At 60.9% G+C, this 16,108-nt stretch carries 13 protein-coding genes; 3 read left to right on the top strand and 10 right to left on the bottom strand.

Annotated features, from left to right (window positions below; translation table 11 throughout):
- Window positions 1-7: 7 nt before the first annotated feature.
- Window positions 8-1,003, bottom strand: coding sequence for a mechanosensitive ion channel family protein (locus tag C7378_RS12320; RefSeq protein ID WP_165876798.1), 996 nt, complete (start codon window positions 1,001-1,003; stop codon window positions 8-10).
- Window positions 1,004-1,095: 92 nt separating this feature from the next.
- Here C7378_RS12320 and trpS point away from each other — a divergent pair, with 92 nt between their 5' ends.
- Together trpS and C7378_RS12310 are read left to right on the top strand one after the other, a co-directional pair.
- On the top strand, window positions 1,096-2,121 hold the full coding sequence (gene trpS, locus C7378_RS12315) for a tryptophan--tRNA ligase (RefSeq protein ID WP_243648227.1): 1,026 nt from the start codon (window positions 1,096-1,098) through the stop codon (window positions 2,119-2,121).
- Window positions 2,118-2,978, top strand: a complete 861-nt coding sequence (locus tag C7378_RS12310) for a segregation and condensation protein A (protein ID WP_131997092.1) — start codon at window positions 2,118-2,120, stop codon at window positions 2,976-2,978. Before trpS ends, C7378_RS12310 begins: the two co-directional genes overlap by 4 nt.
- 3 nt (window positions 2,979-2,981) lie before the next feature.
- Here C7378_RS12310 and C7378_RS12305 read toward each other — a convergent pair whose 3' ends face one another.
- From C7378_RS12305 to C7378_RS12280, 6 genes are all read right to left on the bottom strand, one after another.
- Window positions 2,982-4,370 carry a glycoside hydrolase family 47 protein gene (locus C7378_RS12305; RefSeq protein WP_131997089.1) on the bottom strand — a complete coding sequence of 463 codons (1,389 nt, stop codon included), beginning with the start codon at window positions 4,368-4,370 and terminating at the stop codon, window positions 2,982-2,984.
- A 58-nt stretch (window positions 4,371-4,428) separates the two neighbouring features.
- The gene (locus tag C7378_RS12300; protein ID WP_131997086.1) at window positions 4,429-5,733 is read right to left on the bottom strand and encodes a dihydroorotase; all 1,305 of its coding nucleotides are present in this window, start codon (window positions 5,731-5,733) and stop codon (window positions 4,429-4,431) included.
- Window positions 5,730-6,773 (bottom strand): aspartate carbamoyltransferase catalytic subunit, encoded by a 1,044-nt coding sequence (locus tag C7378_RS12295; RefSeq protein WP_131997083.1) that lies wholly within the window; start codon window positions 6,771-6,773, stop codon window positions 5,730-5,732. Before C7378_RS12295 ends, C7378_RS12300 begins: the two co-directional genes overlap by 4 nt.
- Before the next feature lie 93 nt (window positions 6,774-6,866).
- Entirely contained in the window at window positions 6,867-7,442 is a 576-nt protein-coding gene (gene pyrR, locus C7378_RS12290; protein ID WP_279388600.1) for a bifunctional pyr operon transcriptional regulator/uracil phosphoribosyltransferase PyrR, read from the bottom strand.
- A 54-nt stretch (window positions 7,443-7,496) separates the two neighbouring features.
- Window positions 7,497-8,171, bottom strand: a complete 675-nt coding sequence (locus C7378_RS12285; RefSeq protein WP_131997080.1) for a hypothetical protein — start codon at window positions 8,169-8,171, stop codon at window positions 7,497-7,499.
- Between the two features lie 43 nt (window positions 8,172-8,214).
- Window positions 8,215-8,811, bottom strand: a complete 597-nt coding sequence (locus C7378_RS12280; protein WP_131997077.1) for a hypothetical protein — start codon at window positions 8,809-8,811, stop codon at window positions 8,215-8,217.
- Between the two features lie 144 nt (window positions 8,812-8,955).
- On the opposite strand from C7378_RS12280, the gene glyA reads away from it, so the two are divergent.
- Entirely contained in the window at window positions 8,956-10,239 is a 1,284-nt protein-coding gene (glyA, locus tag C7378_RS12275) for a serine hydroxymethyltransferase (RefSeq protein ID WP_131997074.1), read from the top strand.
- 45 nt (window positions 10,240-10,284) lie between these two features.
- Here glyA and C7378_RS12270 read toward each other — a convergent pair whose 3' ends face one another.
- Genes C7378_RS12270 through C7378_RS12260 form a run of 3 tightly spaced genes read right to left on the bottom strand, consistent with a single transcriptional unit; the run spans window position 10,285 to window position 16,021 of the window.
- Entirely contained in the window at window positions 10,285-13,428 is a 3,144-nt protein-coding gene (locus C7378_RS12270) for an efflux RND transporter permease subunit (RefSeq protein ID WP_131997071.1), read from the bottom strand.
- 2 nt (window positions 13,429-13,430) lie between these two features.
- Window positions 13,431-14,609, bottom strand: a complete 1,179-nt coding sequence (locus C7378_RS12265; RefSeq protein WP_131997068.1) for an efflux RND transporter periplasmic adaptor subunit — start codon at window positions 14,607-14,609, stop codon at window positions 13,431-13,433.
- Window positions 14,609-16,021, bottom strand: coding sequence for a TolC family protein (locus C7378_RS12260; RefSeq protein WP_243648226.1), 1,413 nt, complete (start codon window positions 16,019-16,021; stop codon window positions 14,609-14,611). Before C7378_RS12260 ends, C7378_RS12265 begins: the two co-directional genes overlap by 1 nt.
- Window positions 16,022-16,108 lie beyond the last annotated feature (87 nt).

Genomic DNA, 16,108 nt, shown 5'->3' with positions numbered 1-16,108 from the left:
CCACCCCTCAGCTTTGTGGTGCAGCGTCCTCTGCCGGAGTCTGCACCACCTTCAACAGCCCGTCCGCCGAACGAAGATGCAGATCCCGTTGCGGGAACGGTATCTCGATGCCGTGCTCGACAAACTCCCTGTGCATGGCGAAGTAGAGATCGCTCTTCAGTATCTTCGGCGTCCTCACCTGCGTCTCCGTCCATACCCACAGCTCAAAGTTGATGGAGCTGTCGCCGAATTCAATCAGCACCACCTCTGAATTCCGCGTTTTCAGCACATCCTTGTTCTCTGCCGCCACCTTCAGCAGCAGCCTCCGCACCAGCGCCAGGTCACTCGAATATCCCACTCCGATCGGTAGAGCGAAACGCGTCTCCTTCTCGCTGGCCGTCCAGTTGGTCACCCTTTTTGCAATGAACTCTGAGTTAGGCACGATGATGATGATGTTCTCGTTGGTGCGCACCCAGGTGCTGCGCGCTGCAATGCGGGTGACGTCGCCCAGCAGCCCGTCCACCTCGACGCGGTCGCCCAGCTTGATAGGCCGCTCCGCCAGCAGGATGAGCCCCGCCATGAAGTTGCTGACAATATTCTGCAGACCAAAGCCGACGCCGATGCCCACCGCGCCGCCCAGCACCTCAAAGCTGCTCAGGTTGATCCCTGCGCTCTGCAGCGCCACCACGATTCCCAGAAAGAAGACCACATACCCGGTGACCACTTCGATGGCATACTGCTGCCCCTGGTCGAGACTGGTCTTCTTCAGCAGCCGCCGTATCACCCGCCGCGATACAGTCGAGCCCCACGTAATGAGCACCAGGAAGAAGATGGTCAGCAGCAGCAGCAAGGGCGTGATCGGCGTATGCCGCAGCATGAAGAGCGGCTGCGTCATCATCTGATGCGCATCAGCGACGATCTGGCGGAAGTCCCGGTGAACGCGCCTCATCCGCGCAACGCGCCAGATAAAGAACGCCACCTGCAGCAGAGCGAAGCCGAGCAGGATGCGGAGGAATTTCTTCATTGTCAGTCCCCTCATGCTACTGCAGCAGGCGGCCTTTCCGTACAATAAGCAAAACTACCGGAAGCAGGCTTCGGGCAAGAGTGAAGGAAACAGTGCCGAACAATTCTCCAACAGGCCGCGTATTGAGCGGAATGCGCCCCACGGGCAAACTCCATCTGGGCAACTACATGGGAGCCCTCCACAACTGGATACGCCTCCAGCACCAATACGATTGCTACTTCTTTATCGCCGACTGGCACGCTCTGACCACCGATTACGCCGATCCCTCCCAGGTCAGGCAGAACACCCTCGACGTCGCCCTCGACTGGCTCGCCGCCGGCCTCGATCCCGAGAACTGCACCATCTTTGTCCAGAGTCACGTCAAGCAGCACGCCGAACTGCACCTTGCCCTCTCCATGATTACCCCGCTGGGCTGGCTTGAGCGCGTGCCCACCTATAAGGAGCAGCAGGAGAACATCACCGGCAAGGACCTGACCACCTACGGCTTCCTCGGCTATCCCCTGCTCCAGTCCGCCGACATCCTGCTCTACGGAACGCCAGGCCAGCCGCTTCATGTCCCTGTCGGTCAGGACCAGGTGGCGCACGTCGAACTGACGCGCGAGGTCGCACGCCGCTTCAATTCGCTCTACCGTACAGACGTTCTGCGCGAGCCGCAGGTGCTCCTCACCCCCTCGCCCAAGCTCCCCGGCACCGATGGCCGCAAAATGTCCAAGAGCTACGGCAATACCATTCTGCTCACCGATCCCGAGCCGGTCATCCGTCAGAAGCTCAAGCCGATGGTCACTGACCCGGCGCGCATCCGCCGCAGCGATCCCGGCAACCCTGAAGTCTGCCCCGTCTTCGACCTGCACAAGGTCTTTTCAAGCGGAGAGACCCAGCAGAAGGCCCGCGAAGGCTGCACCACGGCAGGCATTGGCTGCATCGAGTGCAAGGGCTGGCTCGCCGATGCCGTCGTCGCAGACCTCGCTCCCATGCAGGAGCGCCGCGCCAGGTATGAGGCTGAACCGGCTCTGGTGCAGGACATCCTGAACACCGGCGCAAAGCGCGCCGCTCTCCGCGCCGAGGAAACCATGCACCAGGTGCGTGCGGCCATCGGCCTCAGCGAGCCGGCCCAATGACCGACGAGCAAAGGCCGGTTCCCGCTGCGGAGAAGACTCCGCAGCCTGACAGCGCCAGGCAGAAAAGCGCCGACAAGGACACAGCCTCACCCTTCAACATCACCGTGGGCCGCGTTTACGACGGCCCGCTCGATCTCCTGCTCGACCTCATCCGCAAGCAGGACATCGACATCTACGACATTCCCATCGCGAAGATCACCGCGCAGTTCCTCGCCTATGTGGAGCAGCTCAAGCAGACCGACATCGACGCCGCGGGCGAGTTCATCTACACCGCCTCGCTGCTCATCCACATCAAGAGCCGCATGCTCTTGCCGCGTTCGCCTGTCGAGACCGATGCCGCCGCTGAAGACCCGCGCATGGAACTCGTCGAGCGCCTCCTCGAACACGAGCGCTTCAAGAATGCCGCGCAGATGCTGGCCGAGAGGCAGCTGATCGAGGCCTCGACCTGGACGAATCCCGGCATGCGCTACTTCCGCAATGAGGGCGGCTCAGATCAGGAGATCGCCGCCGACACCGGCGATCTCATTCGCGTTTTTCAGGAGATACTTGAGCGCGCCCGCAGCCGCCCCGTCCTTGACGTCGAGGAAGATACCGTCACCGTCGGCCAGATGATCGACTACGTCCGCCGTCGCCTGGTCATGGAAGACAAGCCCGTCTCGCTGCGCCGCCTGCTTGCCAACACGCGCACAGAGAAGGCCGTCATCGCCATGTTCCTCGCGCTGCTCGAACTCGTCCGCCTGCAGGCAGTGCTGCTCCGCCAGGACGGCAACTTCTCCGACATCTACGTCAAAAAGCACGCCGCCTTTGAGCAAGTGCTCAACGAGCGCTCCAGCCAGGTTCAGGACGACTGGTCTTAACCGCTACTTCGGCGCCGCCACCTTCATGTCACGCCGCAGCGGATGCGCCTCCGTGTTGAACACGATGGAATTGAAATCAAGCGTCGATGGTGGCGCAAACAGCAGGTACATATACTTCAGCGTCTCGGCGAAGAAGAAGCTCTCCATGTGGTCGTCCTTCTGCTTCGTCTCCACATTCGCCAATGCCGCAAAACCCACATCCGTGCGGCAATACTTCATCAGCGCATTGAAATAGGTCTGCCCCATCGCCAGGTACTTCGCATCGCCGGTGTAGTGGTAGAGGTAGTAGGTCGATTCGATAATCTCCGGACGCAGCGGATAAGCGGGGTCAGTTATCTTGTGCTTCGCATAATCGAAGGTATCCGGCTCAACTCCGGCAAAATTCCACATCGCATAGCTTGAAGCCTGCAGCCGTGCCGCATCCTCTACATCGCCTGAGAGCGCCAGCACCGCCGGATAGAATGCATCGAGCGCCCCATAATCCGTTGTCGTGCGCTTCCCCGTATTCATATTGGCCTGCCCGTACCACAGGCCATCTGGTCTCTGATCGGCGAGATACTTGGCGTTCGATGCCTTGCTCTCGTCCCACATCCGCTGACAATCCTTATCGTGAAACAGAATCGCGCACTTCAGCAGATATTCATAATAAGAATCGATGCCGCCGCGAATACCCGCACTCGTTCCCGTCCACATGCCCGTCTCGACGTTAATCCCGTCGCCCACCAGGCCAGTCTTGCGCGAACGCCGCCGGTACAGTTCCATCACCGCGCGCTTCGCCTTCTTGTAGTAGATCTGCTTGCCTGTCAGCTTCGCCAGTGTGCCATACTCCAGCAGCAGCGAGCCCACCTCGGCGGGATTGCTGTTCGCGCCCTTCACCGCACCTGTACGCAGGTTGACGTACTCATACGGCATGCCGGTCGGCGAGTTGAACATCGGCAGCATCCGCGTGCCAAGCTCGTCCGCCAATGCGAGCAACCGTTTGTCACCCGTCATTTCGTAGCTCGACATCAGACCGCCCAGCAGCCGGATCGTGATCTCGAAATCCTTGACGTAGATGTCCTGGTTGAAATTCAGCTTCGTGTCGATCAGCCTGCGCGCTTCATCCGCCTGCCGGTCGAGTCCCATCACCAGCATCGTATCCAGCGCATCGACCGGCGTCATCAGCAGCGGAACTTTGTACCAGTCCTCGGGCTTGTGGCTGATCGGGTGCAGTTCATCATGCCCCCACGCATACTGGCGATAGCCGTTCCAGGCCAGCAGAAACTGCCGCCGCACCTCATCAGCCATCTGCTGCTTCTGCGCAGCGGTCATCGGGGTGGGAACATCTGCCTTCTGCTGGGCAAAAGCAGACGGCAGCATGGCAAAAAGGACGGCAAGGAGAAGCGTTCGCATTGCCTACCACTTTAGCCGATAGAGGCCCTCTGCGGAAACGCTCCCACCGCCAAACAGCTCAGGCCCGGTACGCCACGCGCCCTTCGCTGATCGTCAGCTTCACCCGTCCCTCCATTGTCCAGCCATCGAAGGGGGTATTTTTCGACTTCGACTTCGAATCCGCCGCACGGAAAATCCATTGCTCCGCTGGATCAAAAATCACTACATCGGCGAAGCTTCCCACCGCCAGGCTGCCGCGGCCCTTCAGCCCCAGCACCGTCGCCGGCTGGGTACTCAGCAGCGCGATCACGCGGCTTACCGGCAGCTTGTGCTTGCCGTGCAGCACCGCCATCGTCAATCCCAGCGCAGTTTCGAGGCCGGTAATGCCATTTGGCGCCCGTTCGAACTCCTGCTCTTTCTCGTGTGCGGCGTGCGGCGCATGATCGGTGGCAATGCAGTCCACCGTGCCATCGAGAATGCCCTGCAACACCGCTGCCCGGTCGCGCTCCGCTCGCAGTGGCGGATTCATCTTCGCGTGCGTATCGTAGTTGCCGACCGCCTCTTCCGTAAGGATGAAGTGGTGCGGCGCCACCTCGCAGGTAGCCCGCAGGCCGTTCCGGCGGGCACGCTTCACCGCGTCGAGCGCCGCGGCTGTCGATAGATGCGCCACATGCAAATGAGCCCGGCTGTCCTTCAACTCCGCCAGCAGCCGCAGATCGCGCTCCACCAGTCCGGACTCCGCTTCGATCGGCATCCCACGCAGTCCCAGCCGAAACGCCAGCGCCCCCGCGTTCATCGAGCAGCCGCCCGTCAGCCGCGTATCTTCCGCATGCTGGATCACCGGCAACCCCGCGCGCGCAGACGTCGAGAGCGCCTGCCGCATGATCGCGTCGCCCAGAATCGGCTTGCCGTCATCGGTCACTGCGACTGCGCCCGCCGCCTTCAGCGCGCCGTACTCTGTCAGCGCCTCGCCCATCGAACCACGCGTCGCCGCCGCAATGGGAAACACGCGAATCGCCGCGCCCCGCTCAGCGGCCTGCATCCATCGTGTCGTCTCCACTGAGTCATTCACCGGGATGGTGTTCGGCATTGCGCAGACTGCGGTAAACCCACCCGCTGCTGCTGCTGCCGTCCCGCTCGCGATCGTCTCTTTGTAGCCCTGGCCTGGCTCACGCAGATGTACGTGAATATCCACGAGCCCTGGCGACACAGCCAGCCCTTTGGCCTCCACAACCTCAGCGCCCTCGCTCTTGATGGCCGAGTTCAGCTTGCCCGGCGCCTCCACCGCAGCTACACGCCCATCCCGCAACAGCAGGTCGCGGGGTGAATCGATGCCGGAGGCAGGGTCCACCAGCCGGCCTCCGCGAATCAGGATTGGCTTCATGCGCGTTTTCCTTTCGTTGCCTTTACGGCGCCGGTCTTTTTCGCCTTCTCCGCGCCAAGCGCACGCGCCACCAGCGCCATGCGCACGGCCACACCATTGCGAACCTGTTCGGCAATGGCGGATTGAGGCCCATCGGCAACCTCGCTCGTCAGCTCAAGTCCGCGAATAATAGGCCCAGGATGCATCACCAGCAGTTCTTTGTGCGGCGCAAGACGTCCGCCGTTCAACTGGTAGCGCACCTTGTACTCTTCGAGATCGATATGACGCCCGGCCAGCCGCTCGGCCTGGATGCGCAGCATCATCACGACCTGTGACTGAGCAAGAGCCTTATCGAAGTCGCGCTCGATCGTGATTCCCGGCCCCACCGTCGCCGCAACCTCCGGCAGCAGCGCCGTCGGCCCCGAGAGGATTACCTGCGCCCCCAGTTTCGGCAGCAGCAGCATGTTCGAGCGCGCCACCCGGCTGTGAAAAATATCTCCGCAGATCGTCACTGTATATCCGCTCAGGGAGGTTTCCGTCACCGCATGCTTCGGCTTATGCAGGTGCGCGAGCATCGTTCTCAGGTCCAGCAGCGCCTGCGAAGGGTGCTCGTGCATGCCGTCACCGGCATTCAAAATCGGCAGCTTCGTCTCCCGCTCCAGCAGGTAGGGCGCGCCAGATTGCGGATGGCGCAGAATGATGCACTCCGCTCCCAGCGCCCGCAGCGTGATGCCCGTGTCCTTGAGCGATTCGCCTTTTTCAATGCTGGAGGAGAGCGCGCTCACCAGCGTCGTATCTGCGCCGAGCCCCTTGGCCGCCAGTTCAAAAGAGGTGCGAGTCCGCGTGCTCGACTCGTAGAACAGCAGCGCCACGCGCCGCTTGTAGAGCCGCTGCGCCCGCGCAGCCGGATCTTCGTCCTCGAGCTCGGTCGCCAGCTGCATGATCTCCGCAACATCTGCAACCCTGAGGCTGGTCACAGACAGCAGCGAACGGGAAGGAACAACAGCGGCGTCAGGGGTATCGGGAGCTGATTTGCGAGGTGCGGTCTTAGTCTTTGTCATTCGCTGTTTCTATTTCGCGTTCTTCGTGCTTTGAGGCCAGACCGGAGTACTTCGCGGCCATGCCATTGCAGCTTCTCGGTACAAGGTAGAAGTTCAATCGACGCGCTCGACCAGCACCACCTGCTCGTCGCCGTCGATCTCCCGGAGCTTCACTTCGACAATCTCGCGGCTGCTGGTCGGCACATGACGCCCGACAAAGCTTGCCTCGATGGGTAGCTCGCGATGGCCACGGTCGATCAGCACCAGCAGCTGCACGCGGCGCGGCCTGCCATGGTCAAACAGCGCATCGAGAGCCGCCCGCACCGTCCGGCCCGTGTAGAGCACATCGTCCACCAGGATGATGTCGCGGCCATTCACATCGAAGCCGACTTCGCCCTTGTGCACCACCGGACGCACATCGTGCGTCGACAGGTCGTCCCGGTAGAAGCTGATATCGAGCACGCCGGTATCGACCGGATGCTTCTCGATGCCCGCAATCAGCTTGGCCAGCCGCTCGGCCAGCGGCACGCCGCGCCGCTTTACGCCGACCAGCCCAAGATTGGCTCCGCCATTGTTCTTCTCGACGATCTCGTGAGCGAGCCGGACAAGCGTACGCTCGATCTCGGAGGCCGACATCAGGCGGCCCTTGTCGCGCAGCACAGGCTTTGTCCCGGTCTGTGTCTCTGTCATAGAAAAAGTTCCTTCGGGCGATGATACGGGTGCGCCGCACCAGCGGGCAAGCGCCTAGGAGTTATGCGCCGCGCTGGTCTTCGCGGCAAAGAAGCGCGCCCCGACTGCGCCGCCCACTGCCGAGAACAGCGCCATGGAAACCGCGGAGAAGATGGCCATCATCAGGACCACCGCCGCGTGGCCGTCCGGGGACAACCAGAAGTGAATAAACCATGGGATCTGTGCTGCTGCCTCGGGGTTTGACTGCACCATGTGATCCGTTGCCTGCTGCACCAGCGTTTGCAGTCGCTGATCGATCACCCCGCCGTTGTGCTGCACATAGCGCTCAAAGAGCATCGTCAGCCCATCAAAAACAGTGGCAATAAAAGCCGCAAGAATCCCTGCAAGACCGCCGATCCGCCAGCCTGCCCGCTGGTTCACCAGCCGCAGCGTCTTGCGACGATAGAGCGCGACAGCCGCGATTCCTCCGGCGATGACCCACAACACCCCGAAATTGAGCAGCGAACTGAGCGCACCCACGGGCAACGCCACCAGCAGCGCTACCTTCACCGCTGTCCGCCAGGAGATCAACCGCGAATCAAATGCCGGATGCCCCTCACCTGCGCCACCATTGGCCGGATTCGCAGCCTCGTCATCCGCCAGCACGCGCAACTGCGGTGAGCCGCAGACTGGGCAATAGATATCCGGTGAGTGCAGAGTTGCGCCGCAGCGGTGGCAAATGGTTTCCATCCACCTTTGACCCTATCAGCACCGCGCGCGCCGGGCAATCTGACTATTGACTCTCACCCGGGCTCTCCATATCTCCGGGCAGTTCCAGGGCAACCAGAGTGAAGTCGGTTCCATTCACACCGCTGCGCTTGATCTCCATCAGGTGCTGGCGGCGTTCCGAACCGGCCTTGAGGCCCACTCTGTCACTGCTTATCTGCACCTGGTTGTGGTGGCTGCTGCCCTTGTCCTCGCACGTCAAACCCTCTCGGGTCGCGGTCGGCGTCCCCACCGGCTTGCTGCCGCGGCACTCGATCACATCGCCATAGCGCCCCAGGGCTTTTCTATAGAAATCAATGACCTTATCCTCAGAATCCTGCGTCTGGTAATTGACCACTTTTACGCGGAGCTGCCACGGCCCCACCCCCACGTGGACATCGGCAGACTTGCTGTCGCCATCCCCCGACGTCACCTTCGCTCCGGGATAAACAGGCAGACCCATATCCGCAGCACTGGTGTTATTCGTCTGCACGTGCATGGCGCCAAGCGGAGTATCCACCTTCACGTTCTTTTCCTGGCCATTTTTATCGTTGTCCACCTGCACACGGCAGCCAGTGACCACCATCAATGCAAAAACAGCAATGGGAACTGCCTTAAACTTCATCCCGCCTCCTCCGTACTCTTGGCTGTTGAGGTATACGTGAGCCGGCAATCTCTGGTTCCGGCCGCTTTTACCGGATAATGATTATCAGGTAATAATAATTATCGAATCTGCGACAATTTCCCCTTAAAAAGCTAGAATTTCCTCATGTACGATCGCCTTTCAAAGCCCCTCTCCGCATCCGATCCCGAGATCGCCGCAGCCATTGATAACGAGGTCCACCGCCAGCATGAGGGCCTCGAAATGATCGCTTCGGAGAACTTCGTCAGCCAGGCTGTCCTTGAAGCAGCAGGCTCCGTGTTCACGAACAAGTATGCCGAGGGGTACCCGGGACGCCGCTACTACGGCGGCTGCGAGTTCGCCGATGTGGTGGAGAATCTTGCCCGCGACCGCGCCAAACAGCTCTTTGGCGCCGAACACGCGAACGTGCAGCCCCACTCCGGCTCGCAGGCCAACGCCGCAGCCTACATGGCGGTTCTGCAGCCCGGCGACACCATTCTCGGGCTGGACCTGGCCCATGGCGGTCACCTGACGCATGGCCACAAGCTGAACTTCTCCGGCAAGCTTTACCGTGTCGCTTCCTACACGGTCCGGAAGGACACTGAGCAGATCGATTACGACGAACTCGAGTCGATCGCCGAGCGCGAGAAGCCGAAGCTCATCATTGGCGGTGGCAGCGCCTATCCGCGCATCTTTGACTTTCCCCGCATGCGCGAAATCGCCGACAAGGTTGGGGCTCTGCTGCTGGTCGATATGGCTCACTTCGCCGGTCTCGTTGCCGGGGGCGCGCATCCTTCGCCAGTGCCGCACGCGCACATCGTCACCACCACCACCCACAAGACACTTCGCGGACCGCGTTCCGGGCTCATACTGGCGCAGCAGCAGTTCGCCGCATCGATCGATAAGAGCGTCTTCCCGGGTCAGCAGGGCGGCCCGCTGGTACACATCATGGCGGCCAAGGCCGTTGCTTTCAAAGAAGCACTGGAGCCCGACTTCAAGCAGTATGCGCAGCAGATCGTAGCCAACGCGCGCGTGCTCGCCACGGAGCTGGCAGCTCGCGGCCACCACATCATCTCCGGTGGCACGGACACGCACCTGATGCTGGTGGATGTCTTCAGCAAGGGCATTCTCGGCAGTGAGGCGGAGCATGCACTCGGCGAAGCCGGTATCACCGTCAACAAGAACGCAATTCCCTACGACGTTAATCCTCCGCTCAAGCCCAGCGGCATCCGCATCGGCACTCCCGCATTGACGACACGCGGCATGAAGGAAGCCGAAATGATCCTCATTGCCGACTGGATTGACGAGGCGCTGGCGAAGCGCAACGACTCGCAGGCGCTCAGCCACATCCGCGGCCAGGTGCTTGAGCTGGCCAACCGCTTCCCGCTCTACGGCTGGCTTCGCGAACCCCAGACCGTAGGCGCACGCTAGACAACTCCAGACTGCCGGGCATTCACCATGCCCGGCAGCCTGGGCTTATACCGTCACTTCTCTCGCATCCTTCTCCTTCGCAGATCGTCCCTCAAAAAATCCATAGAGCACCGGCAGCAGAACCAGCGTCAGCAGCGTAGATGTAATCAGTCCGCCGATGACGACGATAGCGAGCGGTCGCTGAATCTCTGAGCCGGGACCACTGGCAAAGAGGAAGGGCAACAGTCCCAGGGCCGCCACCGTGGCCGTCATCATGACCGGCCGGAAGCGCAGCCTGACGCCTTCGCGAACGGCTTCCTTCTGCGTCATCCCCTGGTCGCGCAACTTGCGGATGTAGGAAACAAGCACCACTCCATTGAGTACAGCGATGCCCCACAGCGCGATGAAGCCCACCGACGCCGGCACCGACAGGTACTCCCCGGAGAGGAAGAGCCCGAAGATGCCGCCGATCGAGGCCAGCGGCAGCACCGTGATGATGAGGGCCGCGAAACGCACGGAGTTAAAGAGGATGAAGAGCAGGAAGAAGATTGCCGCAATCGTAATCGGCACGATGATCGTCAGATGCTTCAGTGCCCGCTCCATGTTGTGGAACTGACCGCCCCACTCGATGTAATAGCCAGGTGGCAGCGGCACCTGCTTCTCAACCTTCTGCTGCAGTTCCGCGACGAATCCGCCCAGATCGCGATCCTGCACATTGATGCCGACGACGATGCGCCTTCTCCCCATGCTCCGGTTAATGAGCGCTGGACCCTCCACCACCTTGATGCTAGCCAGATCTTCGAGAGGAATCCGAGGGCCATCGGGCGAGCTGATCTGGATGTCGCGAATATCGGGCACGCTGTCGCGCAGATGCTCAGGCAGGCGCACGACTGCCTCGAAGCGACGCTCGCCTTCGTAAATCTCGGTTGCGGCCTTGCCTGCGATCGCGGTTTCAATGATGTCGTTCACGTCCGAAGCGTTCAAGCCATAGCGCGCAATGGCAGCGCGGTTAATGACGATGTTGAGATACTGCTGACCGCCTACGCGGTCCACCCGCGTATCCTGCGTCCCCTGGATGCCGGATGCAACCTTGGCGATCTGGTTTGCCTTTTGAACAAGAACGTCCAAATCGTCCCCGTAAATCATGACAGCTACATCGGCGCGGACACCGGAAACCATCTCATCCACCCGGTCGGAGATGGGTTGAGACATGACGAGGTTGATGCCAGGAAAGCTGGAGAGTTGCTTACGCATCTGTTCGGCGATCTTGTCCTGCGTCATGCCGCTGGGACGCTTGTCAAAAGGGGTGAGCGACGCCAGCACGTCGGCTTCATTCGGACCTGCAGGATCGGCAGGTGATTCACCCCGGCCGACACGCGAAACGACGTTCTCGACGCCGGGCACCTTGAGCATCGCACGCTGCATCGCCATCTCCGTCTTCAGAGATTCTTCGAGCGAGATGTTGGGGACGCGATCTGCATTCGGCGATAGTGTTCCTTCGGCCATCTCCGGAATAAAGGCGGTGCCAAGGAATGGAAACAGCGAAAGAGCGGCGATAAAGAGCACCAGCACACCGACTGTGCAGAGTATGCGATGGCCAAGCGCCCAGTCGAAGATGACGTTATAGGGCCTGCGCAGCATGCGCACGAACCATGTGTCCTTCTCCGATCCGCCCTTCAGCAGATATGCCGACAGCACAGGCGAGAGAGTCAGCGAGAGGATGAGCGAAATGCCAAGCGCGATGGCGATGGTGTAGGCCAGCGGCGCAAACATCTTGCCCTCCATACCCTCCAGCGTCATCAGCGGCAGAAAGACGACGATGATGATCGTCACGCCGAAGAGAACCGGCGTAGCTACCTCACCAACCGCATCGCGAACCAACTGCAGCTTGTGCTCCGGACCCGGCAGTGCATGATCCAGATGTCGCCGATGACTCAGCTTCGCAAAGACATTCTCGACAACGACCACGGAGCCGTCGACCATAAGCCCGATGGCGATCGCCAGCCCACCCAGCGACATCAGGTTTGCCGATAGGCCAACGTGATTCATCACAAAGAACGTAAGCAGCGGAGTGAGGATGAGCGTTGCGCATACGATAAGGCTCGACCGTATATCGCCCAGAAAGAGAAACAGCACAATGACGACGAAGACGATGCCTTCGCCCAGCACCTCCGTGACAGTGTGGATGGCTGCATCGACCAGCTGCGAACGGTCATAGTAGGGTTTGATCTGGAGACCACCAGGAATCATATGCTTCTGGTTGATCTCTGCGACGCGCTCTTTGATTCTGCTGACGATCTCCTTGGCGTTTCCTCCGGAGGTCATGAGCACCACTCCTCCGACGGACTCTGTATATCCGTTCTTGATCATCGCGCCTGCTCGCACCGCCGTACCCATTCGCACCTGTGCTACGTCACGAATGTACACGGGCGTAGCGCCGCGCTCCTTCAGCACGATATTGCGGATGTCGTCGAGATCGCGAATCAGCCCCACGCTGCGAATGAGGTAGCGCTCCTCATGCTGCGGCAGAATGCCTCCGCCGGCGTTGGCGTTGTTGCGTGCCAGTGCGTTGAGCACATCTTCAATGGCGAGGTTGTAGTAGCGCAGCTTCTGCGGATCGACCAGCGTCTCATACTGCTTGACGTAACCGCCAGTGGAGTTGATCTCGGCAACCCCGGGGATGGAGCGCAGCAGCGGGCGCACAACCCAGTCCTGCAGTGTTCGCCGCTCCGTGAGTTCATCGGGAGTGAGGGGACGCTTACTCTCTACAGGCTTTTCAAGTGTGTACTGATAGACCTCGCCCAGCGCATTGGTGATTGGCCCGAGAATTGGCGTAACCCCCTGCGGCATGCGGTCGCGCAGCTCGCTGAGCCGCTCTGAGACCATCTGCCGTTCGAGATAGAGGTTTCGTCCGTCCTCAAAGACGAGCGTGATGAGCGAGAGGCCGGGCTTACTGATTGAACGCATGTCGGTCATTCCAGGCAGACCCGTCATGGCAATCTCAACCGGCACAGTGATGAAGCGCTCGACCTCTTCCGGCGACTTGCCCGGTGCCTCTGTAGCGATCTGCACCTGGATATTGGTGACGTCAGGAAAGGCGTCGACCGATAGATGACCGGCAGCGTTGAAGCCGAAGGCGAGCAGGACCACTGCAACGACAAGAAGAATCAGGCGGTGCTTGAGCGCCATCCGCACGATAGACTGCAGCATAGTTATGCTCCTGCCTTGACTGCGTTCTGTTTGCGCTGATTGTTCAATCCGAAGGCGCCCTCGAGCACGATCTTTTCGCCCGGGCTTACTCCGCTGTCCAGGATGCGATCGTCATCGCTCTCTGCTCCCAGCGTGACCTCGCGCAGCAGGAAGCGATTGGGCGCTGTCTGCACGAAGACATAGTTTTTATTGTCCTCGCGAACGACCGCCGTGGAGGGGATGGTGAGCTTTCGCTCGTCGCGATCCAGGAACGTCATGCTGGCGAGCATCGCCGGCTTGTAGATGCCCTCGGGATTCGCGAGGTCCATGCGCACCTGCACCGTGCGTGTCTCCGGATCGACAATCGGAGCCACATAGGAGAGCGTCCCATGAATCTCCTTTCCTGGCAGTGAAGGAATTGTGACGAGCACCTGCATGCCGCGGTGCAGCTTGCCTGCATTCTCCTCCGGCACGTCGGCCAGAATCCACACGTTGGAAAGATCTGCAACCAGAAAAGCCAGTTCGGCTGGCTGCACAATCTGGCCGATCGTCACCTTGCGCTCGAGCACGGTCCCTCCGACGCTCGAAACAACCGGATAATCGGCGTTGAGCTTGCGCGTCTTCAGCAGCTGTTGAATGCTGGCTTCCGACATTCCCAGACCTCGCAGCTGCGTGCGATAGGACTCCTCTTCAGTGCTGGCCTGCAGCAGCTCCGCACGCCGTCGCTCCAGCTCCGCACGCCCGATCACATCCGCCGCGACAAGCTGTTCCGCGCGCTTGGTGGCCTGCTCGGCAAGGTTCTCCTGCGAATATGCTTTGACGAAGGCGAACTGTGTATCCGAAAGGTCCGTGCTGTGCAGGGTTGCAAGGGCAGCGCCTGCGCGCACGCGCTGCCCTTCCAGCACGAGAAGCCTTGTAATGCGTCCGGCCACGGGCGAGCCCACGCGCGCAATGCGTGATGCATCGGTTTCGACGCGTGCGGCAACCTGCAGCGATCCCGCCACGTCTCGCATCTTCGGCTCACCTATCTTGAGCTGGGCCGCAAGCGCAGGCGTCACCGTCACTTCAGCAGGATTGGTCTCTTCGACCGCGATGGCCTGCTTCACCTCGGCCTTCCTGCAGCCGGGCAGAGAAAAAAAGCAGAGGGCAGACAACGCCAGGACAGCGCGAAGGAATGTTGCTAGAGAGGGAAAGGCAGTCATCAGGGTCTTCCTCCAGGCGTCACAGCGCCGAGAACTTCTAAATCGATCAGTGCATATTGACGGGCGTATTGGGCATTCAGCAGATCGGCACGCACACTCTGCAGAACTCGTTGCGCATCGAGCACTTCAACGATGCCGCGCTCACCGAAGCGGTAGGCAGCCTTCGCCGCATCGACAGCGCTCTCCGCCTCGTGCATTGAGCCGGACTGGAGTGAATTCGTCTGCTGATCGGCAATCTGATACTGCTCATAGGCGCGTTCGAGTGCAGAGAAAATTTCAAGCCTGCGCTGATCGTTGGCGGCAACCGACTGATTCACGATTGCCTTCGCTTCGGCGATCTGCCCTGTGCGACGGTTCCAGAGGGGAAGCGGAAGATGCACTCCAATCCGCCAGAATGTGAGGTCCGGCTGCTTTTCATACTCGCCATAGAAATTGGGCTGCGGAATACGCAGCGTGCGTTCGTGCGCCAGCTGCGCCTTCGACTGCTCAATATCGGTCTGCGACTGCGCGATAGCAGGATGAGCGTTGAGAACGCGTGCGCGAAGTTCGTCGATAGGCCCGAGCTTGATCGGCGGCTCCAGCTCGCCCTGCGGTTCGAGCTGCACATCGGCAGGAGCGGCGATCGCGACGCGCAGCAACGCAATCGAGTTTGCCAGCCTTATCTGCGCGCTGCTCACCTCAAAACGCGCGCGCGCCAGCTCAGCTTCGGCGCGCGTCAGCTCCAGTCGCCCCTTCTCGCCGACGCGCACCTCAACCTCTACGCGACGGCGAAGATCTTCCACCAGGGTTAGGTTGTCCCGCGCATAAGCAACCTCTGCACGCCTTGCCAGTGCGTCGTAAAAAGCGTGCTTCACCTCTGCAACAACTGCGAGATGAATAGCCGCTTCGCCAAAATTACTGCTGAGACTCGCCAAACGTGCACTGCGCTGACGCGCGGAGCGCTCTGCGGGAATCTCAACGGTCTGCGAGGCGGCATAGTGCTGCAACAGGCCGGGAATGCCAGGAATAGCAACCTTGCGGGCGCTCTGATTGCCTGCGAAGTATTCAACCTCAGGATTGGTGTAGGCGCCCGCTGTGCGAATCGCGGCTCGCGCCCGTGCCGACATGGCGCTCGCGCCCTGCAGCATGGGGCTGTTCTTCTCCGCCAGGGCGAGAGCGCGCTCGAGCGTAAGCGCCTCGACCTGCGGGGCGTCTGGGGCGTCTGGCGCGGCTGCAGTCTGTGTCTCTGCCACAGGGCCGGTGGACGCGCCCGCTGTCAAGGGGACACTGATGACCGCCGATGGGGCAGCGGGCAACATCGCCGACGCGCTGTGAAGCGGCTCGCCGAGGTCAGAGAGTGGCACGGCTGCCTGTCCGAAAGCGACAGAACACTGAAGGCCGATAGCCAGCAAGGCAATAGTTCTCAGTTGCACAACTCTGCAAAAGCAATTGACGCGCCAATGGTTTTTGCCCGTAAACCGGGCCTTTGGAGGCCCTGGGTGCACCAAACCGTTCACATC

It is taken from the genome of Acidipila rosea (assembly GCF_004339725.1).
Taxonomy (GTDB): Bacteria; Acidobacteriota; Terriglobia; order Terriglobales; family Acidobacteriaceae; genus Acidipila; species Acidipila rosea.
This window is presented reverse-complemented; position numbering and strand designations above follow the sequence as displayed.

What these genes read in the sequence shown, in the direction of transcription:
- C7378_RS12320 (WP_165876798.1), bottom strand. Translation starts at nt 1,003, where the DNA reads ATGAAGAAATTCCTCCGCATCCTGCTCGGCTTCGCTCTGCTGCAGGTG.
- C7378_RS12310 (WP_131997092.1), top strand. Translation starts at nt 2,118, where the DNA reads ATGACCGACGAGCAAAGGCCGGTTCCCGCTGCGGAGAAGACTCCGCAG.
- C7378_RS12305 (WP_131997089.1), bottom strand. Translation starts at nt 4,370, where the DNA reads ATGCGAACGCTTCTCCTTGCCGTCCTTTTTGCCATGCTGCCGTCTGCT.
- C7378_RS12300 (WP_131997086.1), bottom strand. Translation starts at nt 5,733, where the DNA reads ATGAAGCCAATCCTGATTCGCGGAGGCCGGCTGGTGGACCCTGCCTCC.
- C7378_RS12295 (WP_131997083.1), bottom strand. Translation starts at nt 6,773, where the DNA reads ATGACAAAGACTAAGACCGCACCTCGCAAATCAGCTCCCGATACCCCT.
- pyrR (WP_279388600.1), bottom strand. Translation starts at nt 7,442, where the DNA reads ATGACAGAGACACAGACCGGGACAAAGCCTGTGCTGCGCGACAAGGGC.
- C7378_RS12285 (WP_131997080.1), bottom strand. Translation starts at nt 8,171, where the DNA reads ATGGAAACCATTTGCCACCGCTGCGGCGCAACTCTGCACTCACCGGAT.
- C7378_RS12280 (WP_131997077.1), bottom strand. Translation starts at nt 8,811, where the DNA reads ATGAAGTTTAAGGCAGTTCCCATTGCTGTTTTTGCATTGATGGTGGTC.
- glyA (WP_131997074.1), top strand. Translation starts at nt 8,956, where the DNA reads ATGTACGATCGCCTTTCAAAGCCCCTCTCCGCATCCGATCCCGAGATC.
- C7378_RS12270 (WP_131997071.1), bottom strand. Translation starts at nt 13,428, where the DNA reads ATGCTGCAGTCTATCGTGCGGATGGCGCTCAAGCACCGCCTGATTCTT.
- C7378_RS12265 (WP_131997068.1), bottom strand. Translation starts at nt 14,609, where the DNA reads ATGACTGCCTTTCCCTCTCTAGCAACATTCCTTCGCGCTGTCCTGGCG.